General features: G+C 47.1%; 18 protein-coding genes. 10 read left to right on the forward strand and 8 right to left on the reverse strand.

Annotation, left to right across the window (positions count from 1 at the left end; translation table 11 throughout):
* The first annotated feature begins 34 nt into the window (after window positions 1–34).
* The 5 genes from HP552_RS09195 (at window position 35) to HP552_RS09215 (ending at window position 6,478) form a co-directional block, all read left to right on the forward strand.
* Complete coding sequence (locus HP552_RS09195; RefSeq protein WP_175395231.1) at window positions 35–868, forward strand: MurR/RpiR family transcriptional regulator; 834 nt, start codon at window positions 35–37, stop codon at window positions 866–868.
* A 522-nt stretch (window positions 869–1,390) separates the two neighbouring features.
* Complete coding sequence (locus HP552_RS09200; protein WP_175395364.1) at window positions 1,391–2,251, forward strand: methyl-accepting chemotaxis protein; 861 nt, start codon at window positions 1,391–1,393, stop codon at window positions 2,249–2,251.
* A gap of 175 nt (window positions 2,252–2,426) precedes the next feature.
* Window positions 2,427–4,139, forward strand: a complete 1,713-nt coding sequence (locus tag HP552_RS09205) for a spore germination protein (protein ID WP_175395365.1) — start codon at window positions 2,427–2,429, stop codon at window positions 4,137–4,139.
* 39 nt (window positions 4,140–4,178) lie between these two features.
* Window positions 4,179–5,279: a spore germination protein gene (locus HP552_RS09210; RefSeq protein WP_175395232.1), complete on the forward strand. Its 1,101-nt coding sequence runs from the start codon at window positions 4,179–4,181 to the stop codon at window positions 5,277–5,279.
* The gene (locus tag HP552_RS09215) at window positions 5,276–6,478 is read left to right on the forward strand and encodes a Ger(x)C family spore germination protein (RefSeq protein ID WP_175395233.1); all 1,203 of its coding nucleotides are present in this window, start codon (window positions 5,276–5,278) and stop codon (window positions 6,476–6,478) included. The genes HP552_RS09210 and HP552_RS09215 overlap by 4 nt, the downstream gene beginning before the upstream one ends.
* Window positions 6,479–6,553: 75 nt before the next feature.
* Here HP552_RS09215 and HP552_RS09220 read toward each other — a convergent pair whose 3' ends face one another.
* From HP552_RS09220 to HP552_RS09240, 5 genes are all read right to left on the reverse strand, one after another.
* A complete protein-coding gene (locus HP552_RS09220; RefSeq protein WP_175395234.1) occupies window positions 6,554–8,956 on the reverse strand; it encodes an ABC transporter permease in 2,403 nt (800 codons plus the stop codon).
* A gap of 2 nt (window positions 8,957–8,958) precedes the next feature.
* Window positions 8,959–9,717 (reverse strand): ABC transporter ATP-binding protein, encoded by a 759-nt coding sequence (locus HP552_RS09225; protein WP_175395235.1) that lies wholly within the window; start codon window positions 9,715–9,717, stop codon window positions 8,959–8,961.
* 123 nt (window positions 9,718–9,840) lie between these two features.
* Window positions 9,841–11,280, reverse strand: coding sequence for a sensor histidine kinase (locus HP552_RS09230; protein WP_175395236.1), 1,440 nt, complete (start codon window positions 11,278–11,280; stop codon window positions 9,841–9,843).
* A 24-nt stretch (window positions 11,281–11,304) separates the two neighbouring features.
* Window positions 11,305–12,003, reverse strand: a complete 699-nt coding sequence (locus tag HP552_RS09235; protein WP_175395237.1) for a response regulator transcription factor — start codon at window positions 12,001–12,003, stop codon at window positions 11,305–11,307.
* A 186-nt stretch (window positions 12,004–12,189) separates the two neighbouring features.
* Window positions 12,190–13,008: a helix-turn-helix domain-containing protein gene (locus tag HP552_RS09240; protein WP_175395366.1), complete on the reverse strand. Its 819-nt coding sequence runs from the start codon at window positions 13,006–13,008 to the stop codon at window positions 12,190–12,192.
* Between the two features lie 207 nt (window positions 13,009–13,215).
* Here HP552_RS09240 and HP552_RS09245 point away from each other — a divergent pair, with 207 nt between their 5' ends.
* Complete coding sequence (locus HP552_RS09245; protein WP_095292272.1) at window positions 13,216–13,992, forward strand: sugar phosphate isomerase/epimerase family protein; 777 nt, start codon at window positions 13,216–13,218, stop codon at window positions 13,990–13,992.
* Between the two features lie 66 nt (window positions 13,993–14,058).
* Window positions 14,059–15,078: a Gfo/Idh/MocA family protein gene (locus tag HP552_RS09250; RefSeq protein WP_175395238.1), complete on the forward strand. Its 1,020-nt coding sequence runs from the start codon at window positions 14,059–14,061 to the stop codon at window positions 15,076–15,078.
* 253 nt (window positions 15,079–15,331) lie between these two features.
* On the opposite strand, the gene HP552_RS09255 is transcribed toward HP552_RS09250, so the two are convergent.
* Entirely contained in the window at window positions 15,332–16,282 is a 951-nt protein-coding gene (locus HP552_RS09255) for an aldo/keto reductase (RefSeq protein ID WP_175395239.1), read from the reverse strand.
* Between the two features lie 18 nt (window positions 16,283–16,300).
* Window positions 16,301–17,305, reverse strand: a complete 1,005-nt coding sequence (locus HP552_RS09260) for a Gfo/Idh/MocA family protein (RefSeq protein ID WP_175395240.1) — start codon at window positions 17,303–17,305, stop codon at window positions 16,301–16,303.
* Window positions 17,306–17,423: 118 nt separating this feature from the next.
* Between HP552_RS09260 and HP552_RS09265 the strand changes: the two genes are divergently transcribed.
* From HP552_RS09265 to HP552_RS09275, 3 genes are all read left to right on the forward strand, one after another.
* Entirely contained in the window at window positions 17,424–18,260 is an 837-nt protein-coding gene (locus HP552_RS09265) for an AraC family transcriptional regulator (RefSeq protein WP_175395241.1), read from the forward strand.
* Between the two features lie 109 nt (window positions 18,261–18,369).
* Entirely contained in the window at window positions 18,370–18,777 is a 408-nt protein-coding gene (locus HP552_RS09270) for an RrF2 family transcriptional regulator (RefSeq protein WP_175395242.1), read from the forward strand.
* A 280-nt stretch (window positions 18,778–19,057) separates the two neighbouring features.
* Complete coding sequence (locus HP552_RS09275) at window positions 19,058–19,507, forward strand: nuclear transport factor 2 family protein (RefSeq protein ID WP_127539728.1); 450 nt, start codon at window positions 19,058–19,060, stop codon at window positions 19,505–19,507.
* A gap of 103 nt (window positions 19,508–19,610) precedes the next feature.
* Here the strand turns inward: HP552_RS09275 and HP552_RS09280 are convergent, their stop codons facing one another.
* Window positions 19,611–21,002, reverse strand: coding sequence for an MFS transporter (locus HP552_RS09280; protein ID WP_175395243.1), 1,392 nt, complete (start codon window positions 21,000–21,002; stop codon window positions 19,611–19,613).
* Window positions 21,003–21,135: the final 133 nt, after the last annotated feature.

The raw sequence follows: 21,135 nt of genomic DNA on the forward strand, positions 1-21,135 counted from the left end.
CTGATAGCAGAGCGAGAAAAGGAGTGTATCCGGAATGAATTTATTTGCCCAGAAAGAACAGCTGTCACCTGGTCATCTGAAAATTGCCGATTTTGTTGAACGCAACCCTGAAGAGATATTGTTCATGACAGAGCAGGAGATTGCCGATAGGCTAGGCGTCAGCATAGCAACGGTTTCCCGCTTTTGGCGCGCCGTTGGGTATGACAATGCCAAAGCGTTCAAAATACGGCTGCGCACTTCGGAAGACACCACACCTGCACTCAAGTTAAATAAAACGATATCCCGCATGGACACGAGCAGCTTGCCTTTGCAATTGCTGGAAGCCTCGGTGTCCCATCTGCAGGAGACCTTATCACATATGAAACAGGGAGATCTGGAGCATGCAGCTTCTATCCTCGCTGAAGCAAGAAGAGTATATCTTTATGCTCCGGGACCTTCAGCTGGTTTGGCGGAGCTGCTGTCATTCCGGTTATCCAGATTCGGATTAACAGTCATCCATCTTGCCGGGAGCGGACATGAACTGCTTGAATCCCTGATGCACATGCAGCAGGAGGATATGGTTTTACTGATGAGTTTCACCCGTCTGCTGCCTGAGGCGGAGGTCATACTGGATTATGCGAAGGAAGTAAGCAGCAAGGCTGTGCTCGTGACAGACCGGGAGGATCTGTTATATGGACTGGCCACCGAGTTGTCTTTTTATGTAAGCCGGGGGGAGCTGGGTGAATTCCACTCGATGGTTACTCCGCTTCTGCTTATGGAGCAGCTGGTGCTGGCTGTGGGATTGCTGCAGAAAGAGCTGGCTTTATCCAAGCTCGAGCGGCTCGCTGAACTGCGCAGCCGGTATGCGGACAAGCTGCCTCGAGGATGATTCTGGATACAGAGGAGAATCTGACCCTGACCCTGAAAGCGGAGATGGCAATCAGTTCGTGTATGGGCGATCACCGTGGGGCATGCTGATCGAGCTGATCTCTTACCCTGCAGGCATCCAGTATCCCAAAGACAGTGAGGCGAAGCGCTGGACCCCTCCAGTAAGCAGGACATAGCTTTAACATAGGCGTAATAATGAATTCGGATCTTAAAATTATAATAGTGAAAGGACCGTCCTGATGGAACGGTTCTTTTTCGTGTAGGTCAAAAGATTGTTAGGCGAACTTTTTTTTGAAAAAACCAGATGGAAGTGATCCAAATGTCCCGAATTGGGGTATCAATAGTAGAAGCTTTCAGAACTTTATTTATACATGTACATAACGGTTGGGGAGCCTGGTGTCTATTTTTTGGATATTTGATTTTGTAATAATCTATTATGCATTGAAGTGTGGGGGGAAATCAGGTGCTTACATTAGAGTTGGAGAAGAAAGACGCTGTCACTGATGAGTTGGTTATTAAGGCCATGGAAAAAAATCTGGCGATCATTCGTTTCGATCTGGACAAGCGAGTGACCTACGTTAATGAAGTTTTTGCGAGTACGATGGGGTACCAGGTAGACGAAATGTATGGGATGCATCATCGGCAATTGTGCTTTGCTGAATTTGCGAACAGCACGGATTATGAGCTGTTCTGGCAGAGCATTTTTAACGGGGTAAGCTTCCAGGACAAGATCGAACGCAAGGATGCAAAAGACAATTCGGTCTGGCTCGAAGCCACGTATATGCCTGTCTATGATGAATTCAACCAGAGGGTGCTCGGAGTCTCCAAAATTGCTACAAACATTACAAGCCGTCAGCGAAATATTTCGGCTGTGGTCCATGAATTGAAAACGATGTCACATGAACTGAATGAGCATGCTGATATCGGTATAGAACGCAGTCAGGAGCTGATGTCCAGCATTACGCAAATTTCAGAAGTATCTGCCCATAACCGGGCTACACTGACCCATCTGCAGGAGCAGGCAGGTTCCATCCAGGGTGTCGTCAAAACCATTCGGGAGATAGCGTCACAGACACAGCTTTTGGCGCTGAATGCTGCCATTGAAGCGGCACATGCGGGCGAATATGGACGTGGGTTCGATGTGGTAGCCAAGGAAGTCAAAAAGCTGTCGAGCATGGTGGAGAACTCCATTAATGAAATCCGGGACAGTGTGAATGGTATAACGAAAGAGATGAAGAACATTACCGGGGGAACACAGAAAGTTGACGAATATGTTGAACAGAGCCAGCAGCAAATTGAGATAGCATTGAATGATTTTACAACCATTGCTGCGTCAGCACAGCTGCTTGATGCCAAAGCTCAGCAAGTAACGAAGATTGTTTAATAGATAATTCACTCTCTATAAACGACCACTAACGATCTAACGAAGAGCAGGTTTCCTGAACAGGAACCTGCTTTTTATTACGCCAAAAAAACGGGAATTATTGTGAACAATCTGGGAAAGAATACTCAGGAATACCTGCAAGTATACAGCATAGAGAAATGTTGGGGTGAGGATGATGTGGTCCAAAATTTTATCGTACGTGCCTGAATGGTCCATGTGGATGCAAGCTTTTTTAGTGTTCAGTATCCCACTTGCGATATTAAAAGCAAGCCGCTGGATTCGATCCTCGATCAAAAGAGGAACATTCAGCAAACCCGATTCTCAGCAGAAGCAAGGGGCCGCTTCTTCCTCATCCAATAGTGCCGACCAAGCACAGGGAAGCGAAACCGGAGAATATGCAAATATTAAACTTACCGGAAACTATGCTACAGATCTGATTAGTTCAAGAGAAACCTTTGGTCAGAACGCCGATGTACACATCCGGGAGTTCAACATCTATGGTACGGATACACCTGCTGCTGTCATGTATGTCGATGGTCTGGTAGATCAGGAGATGCTTGATAATCATTTGATTAAGCCGCTAATGCTTAGAGGGGTACCTGGACAGAAACAGGATGCATTCATGCATCCGGATAATGCTCACCTGCTTAAGGGATATCTGAAAAATCATTTGCTGCCTGTCAGTCAGGTAGAGGAAACCGAATCATTGCAGGAACTTGCTCTGGCTGTGCTCTCCGGGAAAAATGCTCTGATTATGGAAGGGATGCCAGGAGCCCTCCTGATTGGGTCAGCGAAAGGGAAACAACGCAGCGTTGAAGAGCCGTTGTCTGAAGCCCTGCTCCGTGGTCCGCGAATTGGTTTTACGGAAAGTCTCAGTGATAATACGGGGGTACTACGGCGATATGGAAGTAACCAGAGCCTGTTCATAAAGAAATATGAAGTAGGTAAACGCATTAAAAAGGATCTGGTAATTGCCTACATACAGGATATCGCTAACCCCGAGATTGTAGCTGAAGTACAAAAGCGAATCGAAAAGTTGGATATGGACGCCATGTTGGAATCAGGGTATGTAGAGCAGCTTATTGAGGATGATCAACTGAGTCCTTTTCAACAGGTGCAAAATACCGAGAGACCGGACCGTGTTATTAGCGCATTACTTGAAGGCCGCGTTGCCATATTGCTTGATGGTACACCCTTTGCCTTGATTGTACCGACAACCTTCAGCATGCTGCTGCAATCACCTGAAGATTATTATGAGCGATGGATTCCGGGTACCTTTCTCCGCATGCTTCGTTTTTTGGCGGCCATGATTGCACTTCTTGCGCCTGCCTTGTATATCTCGTTTATCTCCTTTCATCCTGGTCTCATTCCGACCAAACTGGCTTTGACGATTATTGAGACGCGAAAAGGAGTACCGTTTCCCTCCATTATTGAAGCCCTCATTATGGAGACGGCCATTGAGATTTTGCGTGAAGCCGGCATACGTTTGCCGAAACCGATTGGACCTGCGATGGGGATCGTCGGTGGTCTCATTATTGGGGATGCGGCTGTACAGGCAGGGATTGTCAGTCCGTTTCTGGTTATTGTCGTTGCAGTTACGGCAATTTCGTCATTCTCCATTCCGACGTACAGCGCAGGGATTACGCTGCGGATTCTGCGTTTCATCGGCATGTTTAGTGCGGCTGTACTTGGCTTGTACGGGGTCGTTTTGTTTATCCTGCTGCTATGCAGTCATCTTGCACGGTTACAGAGCTTTGGCGTACCATATGTCAGCCCGAGTGTTCCTTACAGATTGTCGGACTGGAAGGACTTTCTGATCAGGTCACCAATGAACATGATGAAGAAACGACCTTTAATGATGAAACCCAAAGATCAGGATCGCAAGTAATAAGGACAAGGCTATGAAACTGATGAAGAGGTGAAACCGATGAAGTCTTCCTACACGCCCATAACAACAACTCAGGCTGCGATCTTGATCATCAACTACATGCTGGGAGCAGGCATCCTGACCTTGCCGCGGACAACCGTGGAAGCAGTGGATACACCTGATGTCTGGATTTCCATTATGATCTCGGGTTTGGTTATCATGCTCATTGGTTTTATGATGGTCCTATTATGCCGGAGATTTCCGGGAAAAACGGTGTTCCAGTTTGTCCCGGAAATTACCGGCAAGTGGATTGCCTTGTTGTTCAGTATGGCGATCATCCTGTTCTTTCTCATTATCTCTGCATTTGAAGTAAGGGTTTTGGCGGAGGCGACCAATTTATATCTGCTCGAGCGTACGCCGACATGGGCGATTGTGATGGGGTTTATGTGGATTGGGATCTACCTCATATCGGGCGGTCTGAATGCGATCGTCCGGTTGTTTGAGATTATTCTGCCTATCACAATTGTTATCTTTGTCATAGCGATCCTGCTTAGCAGCAAAGTATTTGAAATTAACAATCTGAGACCTGTGCTTGGCGATGGGTTTATGCCGGTTATAAAAGGATTGAAGCCTTCGCTTCTCGCGTTTACAGGTTATGAAATCATGTTTGTCATCATGGCGTATATGAAGAGTCCCGAAAAGGGAAATAAGGCGATTATTTGGGGAACAGCTATTCCTACGTTGATATATCTGGTTACGGTCGTTATGGTTGTGGGCAGCTTGTCCATTAATGGGATGAAGACCAGAACGTGGCCTACACTCGATTTAATGCGAAGTTTTGAGATCCAGGGATTGATATTTGAACGGTTCGAATCGTTACTGCTGGTAATCTGGATTATGCAGATCTTCTCTACTTTCACCATTACACTGTACGCCGCTTCCATAGGATGCGCTCAATTGTTCAAACGAAAGGAAATACTGGGAGTCATGTTTATATTAGTTTCTTTTATTTATCTTGTTGCCTTTCTTCCAAACGATGTAAACGAGACTTTCGCATTAGGAGATTTTGTGGGGAAAGCATCCATATATCTATTTGGAATCCTTCCAACCCTTTTATTGCTGATAAGTCTTGTTCGCAAGAAGGGAGGCGGGAAGCAATGAGTATACCTTGGAAGAAATTAATGCTGTTTTCTGTATCGTTATGTATGCTGTTTACGCAAACCGGATGCTGGAGCAGCAAAGAGATCGAGGATCTGGGCGTCTATGTGGCGCTGGGGATTGATGTCGCCGAGCAAACCGAATTTGAAAAGGATGTAAACGCCCGTGGGGGTCATTATCCCAAAGAGGATAATGTAACCGCCACTGTGCAAATTGTACCTAAGGATTCCTCTAAGCCAAATAGCCAACAAGGTTCTCCAGCATCCGGGAAATCCTATTTCAATGAACAATTGACGGGGGATTCTCTATTAGAAATTTTTCGTCAGTTTGCACTCCGAAGGGATCGCCCCCTTATCGGGCATCACTTGAAAGTTATCGTCGTTTCGCAGGAAGTTTCGCGGAAATACAGTTTGGAACAATTACTTGATTTTGTATTACGTGATAACGATATCCGGCCAAGCTGCCTGGTCGTCGTGAGTGATGGAAAAGCCATTGATGCATTACACTCCAATGATCCCAGTGAAATCCCGGCATTTTACCTGACAGGTCTTGTAGACAATTCATACTTGTCCAACAAAATCATGCCTGCCGTGTCACTGGCCAAGCTGGACGCAACCATGCAGTCGGGCCGAAGCTTTCTCCTGCAGAACGTGATCTCATATAAAGGAGAACATAAATTTTCAGGGGCTGGGATATATGACTCGAAGAGTAAACGCCTTATTGGAACGTTAAGCCAAGTAGATCTCGAAGGATTGTCGTGGATTCAGGAAAGGCCTAAGGGAGGCGTATTAAAAACATATGAGGAACGAACCGGGAGTACGATTGTATATGAAATTAAGCATACCAAAGGCAAAATTATTCCTACAGTCCATGGGGACGAGATCTCTTTTCATGTCAAGGTGGAATCGGAAGGTTGGTTTATGGAAGATTGGGCTGTTCCCGAAGTAGAGGGAAACGAAGAATACATTCACAAATTGGAGAATGATTTTAAAAAAATCGCTGAACAGCAGGTAAAACAGGCGCTAGATAAAATTCAGCATAAGTACAAGGTGGATGTTGGCGGGTTTGGCGAGAAATTGCGCATTAAATATCCAAAAGTATGGAAGAAGGTTAAATCGGATTGGGATAAAACATTCAGTGAAATCCCGATTACCTATGATATCAAAATCAAAATCAAGAACCAGGGATCATCGACAGAGTAATATCAGGACAAAAAGACAGCCTCTTTGGATCCTTAAAGGACCCCAAAAGGCTGTTTTTTTTGCATATTGTCAATGTTATTCAATAACCAGCATACGTGGCGATGTTTCATGAATCACACGGGAAGAGAACCAGGAGCCAAGGGCTGCTGCAATCATGCTTATGCAAGCGAATAGACCAATTCCACCCCAATGGAGAATAAGGGGAAGCTGAACAATACCGTAACCCGCAAGGACCATTTCAAGTAGAATAGGCAGCAAATACACTCCTACCAGGATTCCAAGTATAGCACCAATGGCAGAAAGGGCTGCCACTCCCATTGCAACGGACACTCGAATACGCCGGGATGTCATACCAATCGATTGGTAAATTCCGTAGGTTCTGCTTTCTTTGCGGATACTAATCCGGCAGGTACTGAAGATGATAATAAATGTAACCAGGAGGAATAGCAGCCCGATTAGGCTCATGGGGTAGATCAGGACGGCTGCCGCTTCTGCGTAGACCGAATCAAGCAGTGTCTTCTGAGTTACGACCGAAGCGGAATCTTTAAATTGGTCATTTAATTCCTCGGCGACCTGATTGGCTTGCATGGGATCATTCAGATTAATGAATACAGCATCAAAGTCACCAAAATTCGGATGTATGGCGCTCATGGCCGCCGTCGTAATCCGCCCCGAGATAGACATGTTGGCGATGGCTTGATAGATGCCTGTGATGAGGAATGTGCGCTTTTCTCCCTCAATATAAAGTTCCAAGAAGTCACCCGGCTCTTTGTTTAATGTTCTCGCTACACTTACCCCGATGGCAATTTCATTTTCCTGTTGTGGATTTCTCCCCTGCAGTGTTTCAAATCCAAGTTCCTGATAGCTTCCATCCAGTACACTTAGAGCTAGGCTGGTAGATTGCCCCTGCATATCAGCAGAAGAATCTGGATGAAGTACACCCGTGATGTTTCCTTGCCAGCCCACATTTTTAATTCTTGAATCTTCTTGTAACCTTTGCTTTAGTTCGTCTTTGGGAAAGGTGCTCTTATTCACAACTACAGCGGCAATGTTGGCATTGTCATAGCCCCATTTGGGAGATGTCTGAACAATTCCGGTGATACTGGTTAACAGAACATATCCTAAAACCAGTACGGATGAGGCAATGGTCGTCAGCAGAAGCATGAGAATGGAACTTTTGGTGTTTTTCAACAAATGGCGAAATCCGAGAACTGCAGCTACAGGCAGGCGTGTAAACCCGATTAAGCTTGCCAGCGGGGAATTCATTCTGCGTGCCAACCGGGTATGGTCCGTCTCCGACATGCCATAACGGATGGCCTGCACTGGCTGGATCTGACGTGCTTTTCTGGCATACAGCACAACGAACAGTAGGATCAATGCGAACAGAAATACGCCCACCAGCATGGCCGAGCCTATTCCTTCGACCGACATGTCACTATTACCCACGCGAAGAGAAGACACGGAAATGTTGATGATGAATTTGGATGCCCATACACTGAATGCGAGCCCTGGAATAATGGCTATTAAGGAAAGCAATAAATATTGAATCACATAGGTGCCGATCGTTTTGGCAGAGGTTAATCCCAATGATTTGAGTATGCCAATCGTTTTGTAGTTGGCCAGAATAGCATCCGAAATCGTGAATCCTATCGTAATAAGAGCAATGGCGAGCATGACAACCCCTAGGAAAATCATGATGAATCCAACGATCTGGTTAATGATCAGATAAAAAGAGGAAATGCCTTCAAACTCCATCTTGGTTTCCAGAAATGGTCCGCCTGCCTCAAGCGTGTAACGTTCCCAATACCTTGAATTCGAACTGTAATCGTCGAAATGGATCCCCATCATGTGATGATCGGTTCCCGCAAGTGACTGGACATCATGATGGTAATCCAAGGGATTCATCCAGATCCGTGCTGTATTGGTAAATGGTGCTCCATAAGGCACATCGACGACAATGGCGGACACTTTCAGATGCAAGGCAGTGGACCCGGTTTTGAAGCCAACTGTGTCTCCTACCGATATATCGTAGGCATTGGCCATGGATGTTGGAATCCAGACCGAACCTTGTTTTGGAGCAGCCTCAGGTGTTCCCTTGGAGAAAATAAGTTCATCTACAACCCATGGAGGAGAAGGGGTACTTATCATGTAGAGGTAAATATTAGGAATATCCATGCCATTAAAAGCAATCCCTGCTAACGCGCGATACGTTAGCAATGAGGACACTTCAACGCCATCCTGGGAAGCCCACCAGTCGTGCACAGCCTGCGGATCATTCAGACCTTTTTCAAATGTCAGAATTTGATGCGATCCATTGGTGCGGTTGTGCATATCCCTAAACTGGTTACCCGTGTTGGCCAGGATCATGACCGCCGTAGACACGAGGAGCGTGGATAAAAGAATGAGCAGAGCGATAAAACCATTTTGTATTTTGCTCCTGCTCAGGTAGGACAGGCTAAGTTTCAACATGGCAGCCATCGCTACTCCTTCCCCGATACAAACGCAAATATGATGGCTTCACGGTCATGCATCTGATGTTCATTATATTTATCAAATTCGAGAACGCCTCCAACCTTGCCGTCCCGGATCAAGATAAGACGATCGGCACGGCAGGCAGCCTGAATATCATGCGTAACCATGACAACGGACTGCCCTTTTCGGTTAATGTCGGTCAGGATGTCGAGAACAGCCTGACCATGCTCATAGTTCAGGCTGCCCGTGGGTTCATCGGCGAAGAGCACATCCGGTGTATTGATCAAAGCACGTGCAATGGCGGCTCTTTGCTGCTGACCTCCTGAAGTTTGGGAGGGGAGACGGGTGCTCTGTCCGTCAATATCCAAGGCTTTCATCAGTTGGGCGGCCCGGATTTGAATTTCATTCTTTTTGGTTCCGGCAATGTATCCCGGCAATGCAATGTTCTCTTTGATGGAGAGATCCGGTACCAGATTGATGCTCTGATAGATATAACCAATACGGCGAGTGCGGAAATCGGACATTTCCCGTTCGCTGTAAGCATCAATCCGTTGATCGTAAAAATAAACCTCACCGGCAGTCACATGATCCAGACCACTCAGCAGATAGAGCAGGGTGGATTTGCCTGAACCCGAGTTACCCATGATGACCGTGAAGTCTTCTTCATAGATATCGAGATCCACATTGCGTATGGCATGATATTGCTCTGGGCCAGTGCTGTATGTTTTGCATAGGTTATGGGCACGAATAATGGTTGTTTTGGTCAAGCAGATCACTCCCTCAGGTGCAGTATACGATTTATTCTAGCGGGGTCATGTTGAGGAAGTCTTATCAAATTATGAATAAAGTATTACAGGGCCAGATGTCAGCTTGAACGGTTTATGGAAAACTTAGCAGATCGGCAGACTGAATTGAAAGATGGTTCCCTGCCCCTCTTTGCTTGAGAAGGAAATACGTCCGCCGTGTGCCTCCACAATATTTTTGCAAATGGATAAGCCGAGGCCTGCGCCATCCTGCACACGACTGTACACAGGAGACGCCTGTCCCCGGAAATATCGTTCGAATACAAAAGGCATATCCTGTGGCTGTATTCCCTGGCCGGTATCCGCGATCTTTACAATGAACTGATCCGCATCGAGCTCTGTAAGGACACGAATGACATCTCCGGGACGGGTGTTTTTCAGTGCATTGGATATGAGATTGGACAGAACTTGCTCGATCCTTGTCGTATCCATACGGACTAATACATTTGGGACGGAATCTGGTGTTTCATACGTTAGGCCTTTAATTTTGACAGCATGTCCAAACGATTCAAGCATGGCTTCGAAGACGGGACCACTATAAACTTCGCGCGGCTCCACGGATATCTGACCTAGCTCTTGAAGCGCATGGATTAACAGATCCTCAACCAGCTGGGCTGTTTTGTCCGTGTGGGTTTGCATGATTCTCATATATTCCATGAGTGTTTTCTCATCTGTACATATGCCTTCGATTATGGCTTCAATGTATGCCTTAATCGTTGTAATGGGCGTTTTGATATCATGAGAAATGTTGGTGATGAGTTCCTTTTGTGCCTGTTCCTGCTGAGTGCGTTGTTCACTTAAGAACTTGATTTCGGTCCGCATCAGATCAAACATTGCATATAGTTCGCCTATTTCATCTGCATGTTGATATTGAATATGTTGATCGTATTGTCCTTTGAGAATGGACTCGGCATGATGCTGAAGCATGTTTACAGGAGACAGTAACCGCTTATGCAGATTGCGATGCATGGAGATCAGGAGAGTCCCCAAGATAAGAGCAATAATGAGTGAGATGCCTACAGCCAAAAGGGGAAGCATTGAAGAAGGCTGTACCGTAACCATCGCTTTAGGAATAGTAAAAATGGCATTACCGATCTGCTTTCCCTCAGCAGCAGGTATGACAGGGAAAGCAATATCCAACAGATCCTCTCCATCCTTGGCATATGCGGCATGGTTCAGATCATAATGCAAAGCGGATGCCAGTTGAATATGCTGCCCTTCAGAGGATGGGTTGGAAGATAGCATGATTTTCCCGTCCAATCCGGCAAAGGAAAGCCGCAGGCCTTGTTCTCTGGCCATGGAACGAACGCTTTCCTGAATTTCGGGTGTGTTTAGTTGATGATAATTACGCTCTATAGCAAGCATAACTGGATTGACCCTGAGTCGGACCTGATTAATAGATAAATTAGACTCGCCTGTATCGTTAACTAATCGATCCACCGCAAGTGTCAGGCTGCTTCCAAGCAGCAGCATAAGCAAAATCAGTGTAGTGGTCAGCCAGCGTTTGGACCCATTAAATAATGACATGCAGGTTGTCGTCTCCCATCTTTCTTATTCATGGTTAAATTTGTAGCCAACACCCCAGACTGTCTTCAAAACGGTTGGATGGGAGGGGGAAGCCTCAATTTTTTCTCTCAGTCTTCGAATATATACCGTAACGGTATTTTCATCTCCGTAAGCATCATACCCCCAGACTGCATCCAGTAACTGTGACTTGGAAAACACCTGATTTTTGTGGCTGGCCAGGTAGTACAGCAGCTCGAATTCCTTGGCAGAAAGTGAAACTTCATTTCCGCTCAGCGTAACCTTGTACGCTTTTTTGTCGATCACCAGGTTGGACAGACGAAGGAGATGTGCCTCATCACGTTCGGATGCAAGACTGTCATACCGTCTGAAATGGGCATTGATGCGCGCAAGCAGCTCACTCAGGGAAAAGGGTTTGGTCATATAATCATCTGCCCCAAAACCCAAACCGAGCACCTTGTCCGTATCGCTTCCTCTTGCACTCAGGATGAGAATGGGAATGTTATTTCTTCGTCTTATTTCACGACATACATCGATACCGTCCATATCCGGAAGCATTATGTCCAGAATAATATAGTCCGGTTGAAGCATGTCCATCATGTATAATCCATCTTGCCCAGTGGCTGCTACTGCGGCGTCGTATTGATTTTTGTTCAGATAGTCTCTTATAATGCGTGAAATGTCCTGCTCGTCTTCAATAATGAGTATTTTCCGTGGAACATGCATATGTATCGCTCCAATTAAGGTTGATGGAAATTCCGCTAATGATGTATGAATCTGTAAGTTGCTATGGTTTTAACTATACAGGGTTATGTGAGAGGAGTCATGAGTAAATTTAGAGCATTAAAAATGGTAAAGAACCCATAAACGTTACCTGTCTACAGGTCGTCATGGGTTCGTGATTTGAGATCATTATACACGCTCTAGATCAAAAGAAGGGTGAGACTGGGACTTCAAATATTCCAAGGGAGACATCCCGAAGTGAGCCCGGAATACCCGGTGGAAATAGGAATAGCTGGCAAAGCCGCATGTCTCGGCAATATGCTCCAGTGTCATCTCACTGTACTTCATGCGTTCCAGAGCCACATTCAGACGAATTTCAATGGCGTACTGGATCATGGTTTTGCCGTAGTGCTCCTTGAATAGCCGCACTGCGCGAGACAGGCTTAATCCTGCATAACGAGCGGCCTCTTCGAGTTTGAACGTGACAGTTGCGTGTTCCTCAATGAAACGCTTCAGTTTCAGGGCTGAGGAGACACTTCGATCCGTCTGAAGATTTTCATTGATAGCCCGGTCGATGTATAGACAGAGTCCGCGCAGCAGCACATCTTTTAACTCCGCGTTCTCCTCAAGAGGTCCCCGGCGCTTTTCCAGCAAAAGATTACGCCAGAGGCTGACCAGCTTATCATCCAGACCAATGCGGTTCACGGTAGGGCGCTGGATTCGTTTCCACCACTGATCAATCCATGATCCTTCACAGAACAAATAATAATCCCCGCTGGATAATCGGCCTTCCTTGTGCGGTTCTTCGACCACGAGATGATAGTCATCACCTGGTTTCAATAAAAGCAAATCTCCGCTGGTCATCTTAAATTCCTCATCCTGCACATATACCTTGCAAGAGCCTTCGGTTTGCAAACGAAACAGGTAAGTCTGCAGCTCGCCCTTCATGTTGTGGTTAAATGCCTTGTAGTGATAAGAGTAGTCACAGATCAGTACTGAAGTCTCCATTGGTTCCAAAGATGCAATCCTCCAATATACGTATCCTGCATGCACCCTGATGGATGATATTTGAGTGATGCAAAATACTGGAATAAAAATTCGATCAGATAGTTCATGTTCTGACGATATTGTATATGTTCATTCTAGCCTGTTTTGAGGTAGGATGATACCAGATAGAGCAATGAAAGCAAATTTGAGAGCAGAGGTGTATCATTCATGAAAAAACTTAATATTGGTTTGCAATTGTTCACCCTCCGTGATGAAACTGCAGCAGATTTCCGTGGAACATTGCGCAAGGTAGCAGAGCTTGGTTATGAAGGTGTGGAATTCGCTGGTTATGGTGACATTCCTGCCGAAGAAATGAAAGCATTGCTGGATGAGCTTGGCCTCAAAGGCTTTAGCAGCCACGTTTCCTTGCACGCGATGCGTGAAGATTTGCAAAAACAAATTGACTACCTCAAAACCATTGGGGCTCAATATATGATTTGTCCTTACCTCATGCCTGAAGATCGTCCTGACAATGCGGAAGGCTGGACCAAGCTGTTCGCTGAACTGCAACAATACGGTGCAGAAGCAGCCAAGCAAGGCCTGATCTTTGGTTATCACAACCATGACTTCGAATTCCATGGCCAAGTGGGCGACAAAAACGCGTTTGATGCGATGTTCGCAGAGACTACACCTGAGGCTGTACAAGTTGAGATGGACGTATGTTGGGTACAATTTGCGGGACAAAATCCGATCGAGTATATTAATCAATATGCGGGCCGTCTGCCTCTTCTGCATCTGAAGGATTTCAGCAAAGACGAACAGGGACAGATGAAAACACTGGAACTGGGACAAGGTTCGGTTGACCTGCCGGCTGTAATTGAAGCATCGACGAGTGCAGGTGTGGAATGGCTGATCGTTGAACAGGACGTATGTCAGAATCCTCCACTTGAAAGCGTAGCCAACAGTTATAACTGGCTGAAACAGAATTACCTGAACCAGTTTTAATTGAAGCGATTTGAATTGAATCCATGCAAAATGCTGAATTTATTTGTCAAAGGAGACCTTTAAACCATGAGTAAAATTAAAGTTGCTGTCTTCGGCTGTGGAGCCATTGCTGAACGCAGACATATTCCAGAATACGCTGCTAATGAAAACGTAGAACTTGTCGCTTTTGCCGATCCGATTGTGGAGCGTGCGGAGAAAATGGCCGAAACTTACGGCGGTAAAGCTTATTCCAGCTATGAGGAACTGCTTGCAAACGAAACGGTGGATGCCGTTAGCGTGTGTACGCCTAACTATCTGCATGCCCCGATGGCCATTGCTGCTGCGAATGCAGGCAAGCACGTGCTCGTTGAAAAGCCGATGGCTGTTACAACCGAAGAAGGCGAGCAAATGATTGAAGCCGCGAAGAAAAACGGTGTGTATCTGATGGTTGGTCACAACCAGCGTCTGATGCCTCCACACGTAAAAGCAAAAGAAATTTTGGATTCCGGTAAACTGGGTAAAGTGCTGAACTTCCGTACTTCCTTTGGTCATCCAGGTCCGGAAGCATGGAGCGTAGACGGGGCTGAGAGCTGGTTCTTCCGTAAGGAAGAAGCCATTATGGGCGCCATGGGTGATCTGGGCGTGCACAAGTCCGACTTTATCCGTTATTTGCTGAACGATGAAGTGTCCGAAGTGGCAGGATTCATCAGCACACTGCACAAAGAAGGTACTCAGGTCGATGACAATGCAACTTGCCTGCTGCGCATGAAGAGTGGTGCAATCGGTACACTCGTTGCCAGCTGGACTCAATACAGAGCTGGGGATAACAGTACGGTTCTATGGTGCGAAAATGGCGTCATGAAAATCGGAACAGTCGAAGGCGACGAAGTGATCGTTGAGCTGACTAACGGTACGGTTGAAACGTACAAAGTTGGCGCCATGGCTACCAACGAGAAACAAGTACCAAGTGGTGTCATTGATGCATTTGTGGAATCCATTGTGACTCAAACACCTCCAACCATTTCCGGTGAAGAAGGTCTTCGTTCCCTGCAAGTTATTCTGGCAGCGTTCGAATCCGAGAAAACAGGTCAGATCATTAAATTGTAATGACAGGGTAAGGCTGTTCAGATAACAAGACTCTTTGAATTTGTAACTTGTGGTCAAAAAGGGGCTAACGATCCAGAATCCCATCTGGATCGTTGCCTCTTTTTTAATTGTTCATATTGTAGTTGCATTGAAATTTCTGGTGTGAAAAGGAAAAAAAAGGACCACCTTACCCTACATGTAGAAGAGGTGGTCCCTGATAAAGCTGTTTTATGTGATTATTCATGTGCTGACTAGTGAACACCTACTTATAGTTTTACACGACTGCCGGTTTCACATCACTGCCGAGGTCCAGCCAATCCAGCTCCTCACGAGTCAGCGTAATCCGTGAACCTTCATCACAGGATAGCAGTTCCGCCTGATTCTGGGCACCAATCAGTGCGCAGGTTGGGAACGGCTGATTTAAAACATAGGCGAGTGCAATCTGAATTGGAGAAGTTTTCTTCAATTCGGCGAGCTGCTCGGCGCGATGCAGGCGTTCCCAGTTGCCGTCACTGTAGAAGACACGAACCAGATCGGCGTTGTCCCGCACCTCAGGCGTGAACCGGCCAGTGAAGAAGCCACGTGCCTGGGAGGACCAGGACAACAATGGAAGTTTGGTCCGCTCATGCCAGGCAAGTGTCTCCGCATCTGCCGACACACAGCCTGCCCAGAACGGTTCGTTCGCCTTGGCGAGACTGAGGTTCGGGCTGCTGAATGTGAATCCTTTCAGACCATGGGCAGCCGCATATGTGTTTGCTTCCTCTAATCGCTGCCAGGTCCAGTTGGAGGCACCGATTGCACCGATTTTGCCAGATTCAATATGCTCATTCAGTGCTTCAAGAATTACACCAACAGGGATATTGGGATCATCCCGGTGCAGTGCGTACAATTCCACATGGTCGGTTTGAAGACGCTCCAGGCTGTCAAGCAGATCACTGCGAATGGCATCGGCATTGACACGCGGCCCGTTCATGTCGTGGTGGGCACCTTTGGTCAGGATGACAACCTGATCACGATTGCCGCGCTCTTGCATATAGCGTCCGAGAACCTCTTCACTCTGCCCGCCGCAGTAGATGTGAGCCGTATCCACAGTATTGCCGCCGATCGCCAGAAAGGCATCCATGTTTGCAGCCGCTTTTTCGTAAGCATCGTGTACAAAATAATCGGTACCTTTAATCAATCGGGAGATTTGTTTGCCTGCACCATCAATCGTAATGAATTCCATGTTATCCACCATCCTCGCTTATAGTGTAATCCGTGTACGTTCCTCAGCAGAACGAAGACAAGCTTCGAGTACCTTCATATTAGCCACAGCATCGGAAGATGCGAAACGCAGATCTTTACCTTGGAGTACTGCCCGTGCCATATCATCTCCCTGAAGGGAATAATGATTGACCTGTGGTACCTCAATCTCCCTGCGCTCGCCTCCAGCCGTTACATAGAAGTTCGAGCTGCGGTCCGGGTTGCTGATAAACGCAGACGGTACCTCGATAATGCCATCTGATCCAAGCACCTCCAGCGTATTGCGGAAGGCTGCCCACATGCTGCTGTCAAAGGTTACGCCAACATGGTCATTGAATTCGAGCAATCCGGAAGCCATCATGTCGACATGGTCATGTTCAGGGGAGAACATGCCAATGACCGTGACCGCAGAGGGTTCCTGGCCCAGCAGCAAACGCGCTGCACTAATGGAATAACAGCCGATATCATAGAGAGCGCCGCCGCCCCATTCACGTTTGAATCTGACATTGCCCGATGAACCGGAATTATTAAAAGAAAATGTACTATGAATGCCGCGGATTTCACCAATTTCGCCGCTGGCGATCACGTCTCTGATCTGGTCATAACGGGGATGATGCCGATACATAAAGGCCTCAGCAAGCAGTACTCCTGCATCATCACAGGCTTGCGCCATTTCACGGGCTTCCTGCTCGGTTAACGCGAGCGGTTTCTCGCATAAAATATGTTTGCCCGCCTCTGCCGCACGAATCGTCCACTCCCGGTGGAGATGATTGGGGAGGGGGATGTAAACAGCGTCAATGGTGTCATCCGCCAGCAGTGCTTCATAGCTTCCATAAGCCTGGGCAATTCCAAGCTGATCGGCGGTCTGTTTCGCTTTTTCCTCGTCCCGGCTCGCGATCGCCGCCACTTCATTCAACTCCGATTGTTGCAAACCAGGAATGACAGAACCTTTGGCAATGCTAGCGCTACCAAGAATGCCCCAGCGCAATTTTCGATCTGAATTCATGAGTTGTTTCCTCCTGTGGATGAATGTATATTGTGATTATAAGGAATAGATCAATGAATGAAAATGATAATATATTGAGATCTCTTAACACAATATTGCTGGTCAAGGAGAATTATTCATGAATAGACAGACCGTATTGCTTACCCTTCAGGATATTCCATATTTTTGTTATCCCGAGTCGGTCGGGCATTATATGAATCATCCGCAGCACTCCGTATTGCGGGAGGCTGGTGCACTTAACAATTTTAATATTCACTATGTAGCTTCTGGTAAGGGATATGTGGAAGTGGACGGGATTATACACGAGCTTCGTGCAGGTCAGGCGGTACTTTATTTCCCCCAGCAGCGGCAGCACTATTACAGCAGTGAGGATGATCCGTGGGATGTGCGCTGGGTTCATTTTTACGGCGAGCGTCTTCATGACTATATGATTGAACGGGGGCTGCATCGCAATCTCCTGTGGACGCTTCGGCAGCAGGCCCCTTGGGAAGAAGCACATCTGGCCTTGCTCGACGAAGCCGAGCAGAACCGGATGCTGCGCCCGGCCCAGTTATCCACTCTGACGTATGCGGTCCTGGCTGAGTTCGTACAGCATGCGGTGCCACTGAAAAATACACGTACCAGTCAAGCGGAGAATCGGATCCTGGGATTGCTTCCGCAGATGCAGCAGGAGGCATGTCAGCCGTTTCTGCTGCAGGACTGGGCTGATCTGGCGGGGGTTAGCTCGTACTACTTCTGCAAATTGTTCAAGAGTGCAGTCGAGATGACGCCGATGGAATTCGTAACCCGTTCCCGGCTGCAGATGGCGAAGCAGTGGCTGCTCGAGCGTCCAACGGCCAACATTGGGCAGATTGCGGAGGAGGCGGGATACCCTAATGCCAGTTATTTTAACCGACAGTTCATGGCACATGAAGGTATGACACCCACAGAGTACCGAGGACTCTACCACAATTAGAATGGGTGGGTCTGTTGTGACCGCGAGATCGATTCATCCCGGGGTTTGACAGCGAGCCCGATCAAGTCTATTATGGATAAATTAAATCCGTATACAATGAGGTGACCTCATGAAATATTCAAAAGCAACGAACTATGCCTTGCATACCATGCTCCACCTTGTCATTACTGAACCGGAGCAGCTGGTTAGTGTACATCAACTGGCTGATTTGCAGAAAGTATCTCCAACCTATCTGTCCAAAATATTGACCAAGCTGGTCAAGGCCGGCATGATCGAATCGACTTCCGGAGCCAATGGTGGCTATCGTCTGAGTCGCAAAAATCCGGATCCTTCGTTTCTGGAGATCATTCATGCCATTGAAGGACAGGCTTCCCTGTTTGAATGCTCACAGAACCATAATGAAGGCTGTTTGATTCAGCAGGTCATGGTTCATGCCGAAGAACAGATGGAGCACTATCTGAACAATAAGAAAATGTCCGAGCTGGCTGCCCAGATGAAAGAAGCACGTAAGGTGTAGCCTGCAGAGTTAACGAATAACTGAATCTTTGGTTGTAAAAAAGTCTGAGAGTGGGCATGAAGGTACTCCGGACTTTTTTCGTTGGCATAATTTATGAGTGAATGGGACTATGAAGTTGAGGATGTACGGGAAATAGGGTGATAGCCGTATTTCAAGGCAGGGTTAAGGGTTAATATGCAGGCGTATAATAAGCCGTTGTGCCTAATCCAAACGTAATGGTACAATAAGGAAGATTAATAGTACATATTTTAAACGAATTACATCTCTGGAGGGACAACACATGAGCCAATCAACCATCACAGGACTGGAACAATTGCTTGCGCTGGAAAACATCCGCAACACCAAAGCACGCTACTGCCGTTTTATTGATACGAAGCAATGGGACGCACTGGGTGATGTGTTTGCTCCGGATGCAGTAGCTGATTTCAGTACAGAAGGTAACCCCATCCCGGTATTAACGGGCCGCGACACTATCGTGCAGGTATTCCGTGATCTGGTAGATGTTGCTGTCACTGTACATCACGTGCACAGCGCCGAGGTTGAATTTGTATCCGAGAACGAAGCCAAGGTCATCTCTCCAATGGAGGATTGGGTAACGTTCCCTGAAGGCAATGAAAACAAATCCTTCCATGGATTTGGGCATTATCATGAGACGTTTGTCCAAATTGACGGTCAATGGTACATCAAGCATACAAGCCTGAAGCGTCTTCGTCTGGATCTGTTTGAATAGTCATAATAGATTTATAAAAGTAAAATCAGAATAGTAAAAGCCCCAAGAACATGATGGATATGTCCTTGGGGCTTTCTTGTATTAGGCAACCTGCCTGCAGCTCTTACGAGCTTAGATTAGACGAAGCAGAAGAGTCTTTTTTGCGGGACTGCATGCTCAGATATACCCAGGAGAACATAACGGAGGCCAGAGCAACCACGGTCATGCCCCAGAAAATATTCGTGTAGGCTGACGATAATGGCAATTGCTGCATCGCAGTCAGAGCCACGCCCGTTACGGCAACACTGAAGGCACCGCTGAAGAACTGGCTGAGCTGGAACAGACCCATGCCTGCGCCCACCTGATCCATGGTCAGGTTATTCGACAATTCGTTGGAAACGCTGGTTGTGAGAGCAGAGAAACCTACGCTCAGCAGGATATAGACAACCATAATGGCGTAAATGCTGTTGTCTGCAAACAGAGCGAACAATCCGGCGGCTGCCAGCAGCAGCCATGGTGCGAATCTGAGCAGCAATGTATTGCCATGGCGGTCGATCATTCGGCCAATCCGGTTGGATAGCAGCATGGATACCACTGCACCAGGGAAGATGACCAGTCCGGATTGGGCTGGAGTCAAGGCATACAGGTGAGCCAGAATCTGCGGCAGCAGGAACAGGGTTGAGAAGTTGTTGATGTAGGATACGATCCCGAGCGAGCTGAGCATCATATATTTTTTATTTTTGAAAAGGGCAGGCTGAACAAATGGATCAGCTGCACGGCGAATCCGGAGCCAGAACAAAAGAAGCGCTACGACACCAACGACAAGGGTAAGCCATTCGCGTGAGGTGAGGAATAGAAGAACGCCCGTTGTTCCGATCGCCAGAAGCAGTGCACCCAGCAAGTCGAACGAACCCTTTTGCGGCATTTCACTCGGAAGCAGCTTGAAAAATACAGGGATCAGGAATAACGTCAACCCGGTGACGATAAAGAGATCATGCCATCCGAGGAACTGTGTAATACTACCGCCGATGACTGGACCGAGTCCAAGTCCAAGGGAACTGGCGGACATGATGACGGCCATGGACTTACCCCGGCGGTCACTCGGAACATAACGGGTGATGAGTACGATCGCGAGTCCCGGTACAGATGCGGCACCCGCTGCCTGAATCAGGCGCGCACAGAGCAGGATAATAAAATGATTACTGAAGAATCCCAGAACGGATGCAGCCCCCAGCAAGGTAAGACCGGTTGTAAACAGGGACCGAATCGGGACAAAGTCCGATAGGCGTGAGAATGTGATCGACGATATGGCAAAAACGATGGAATACCCTGTTACAATCCAGGAAGAAGCAACGGATGAGAGCTGGAATTCGGCTGCGATCTTGGGCAGGGCGAGATTGAACATCATCGTATTCATGACGACGAGGACTACCGTGAAGCCAAGCAAACTTACAATTAAACCTTCCTGTAGCCCGGTCGTCCGTTCCCCGGATGATGCGGTTGCCGTGTTGTTCATGAAAACCTCCTTGAGAGAATAAGTAATTTCGCAACATTTCAGAAACGGTATGTAACATTTGCAAAAGGTGGTATACAGTGAGCCCCATGCCAGACAGCAGGGGGTACATTGACGAAATCATTGGAAAGTTCGA

This window comes from Paenibacillus xylanilyticus (assembly GCF_013359935.1).
Classification (GTDB): Bacteria; Bacillota; Bacilli; order Paenibacillales; family Paenibacillaceae; genus Paenibacillus; species Paenibacillus xylanilyticus.

Coding starts and splice junctions, on each gene's coding strand:
- HP552_RS09195 (WP_175395231.1), top strand. CDS start 35: ATGAATTTATTTGCCCAGAAAGAACAGCTGTCACCTGGTCATCTGAAA.
- HP552_RS09200 (WP_175395364.1), top strand. CDS start 1,391: ATGGAAAAAAATCTGGCGATCATTCGTTTCGATCTGGACAAGCGAGTG.
- HP552_RS09205 (WP_175395365.1), top strand. CDS start 2,427: ATGTGGTCCAAAATTTTATCGTACGTGCCTGAATGGTCCATGTGGATG.
- HP552_RS09210 (WP_175395232.1), top strand. CDS start 4,179: ATGAAGTCTTCCTACACGCCCATAACAACAACTCAGGCTGCGATCTTG.
- HP552_RS09215 (WP_175395233.1), top strand. CDS start 5,276: ATGAGTATACCTTGGAAGAAATTAATGCTGTTTTCTGTATCGTTATGT.
- HP552_RS09220 (WP_175395234.1), bottom strand. CDS start 8,956: ATGGCTGCCATGTTGAAACTTAGCCTGTCCTACCTGAGCAGGAGCAAA.
- HP552_RS09230 (WP_175395236.1), bottom strand. CDS start 11,280: ATGTCATTATTTAATGGGTCCAAACGCTGGCTGACCACTACACTGATT.
- HP552_RS09235 (WP_175395237.1), bottom strand. CDS start 12,003: ATGCATGTTCCACGGAAAATACTCATTATTGAAGACGAGCAGGACATT.
- HP552_RS09240 (WP_175395366.1), bottom strand. CDS start 13,008: ATGGAGACTTCAGTACTGATCTGTGACTACTCTTATCACTACAAGGCA.
- HP552_RS09245 (WP_095292272.1), top strand. CDS start 13,216: ATGAAAAAACTTAATATTGGTTTGCAATTGTTCACCCTCCGTGATGAA.
- HP552_RS09250 (WP_175395238.1), top strand. CDS start 14,059: ATGAGTAAAATTAAAGTTGCTGTCTTCGGCTGTGGAGCCATTGCTGAA.
- HP552_RS09255 (WP_175395239.1), bottom strand. CDS start 16,282: ATGGAATTCATTACGATTGATGGTGCAGGCAAACAAATCTCCCGATTG.
- HP552_RS09260 (WP_175395240.1), bottom strand. CDS start 17,305: ATGAATTCAGATCGAAAATTGCGCTGGGGCATTCTTGGTAGCGCTAGC.
- HP552_RS09265 (WP_175395241.1), top strand. CDS start 17,424: ATGAATAGACAGACCGTATTGCTTACCCTTCAGGATATTCCATATTTT.
- HP552_RS09270 (WP_175395242.1), top strand. CDS start 18,370: ATGAAATATTCAAAAGCAACGAACTATGCCTTGCATACCATGCTCCAC.
- HP552_RS09275 (WP_127539728.1), top strand. CDS start 19,058: ATGAGCCAATCAACCATCACAGGACTGGAACAATTGCTTGCGCTGGAA.
- HP552_RS09280 (WP_175395243.1), bottom strand. CDS start 21,002: ATGAACAACACGGCAACCGCATCATCCGGGGAACGGACGACCGGGCTA.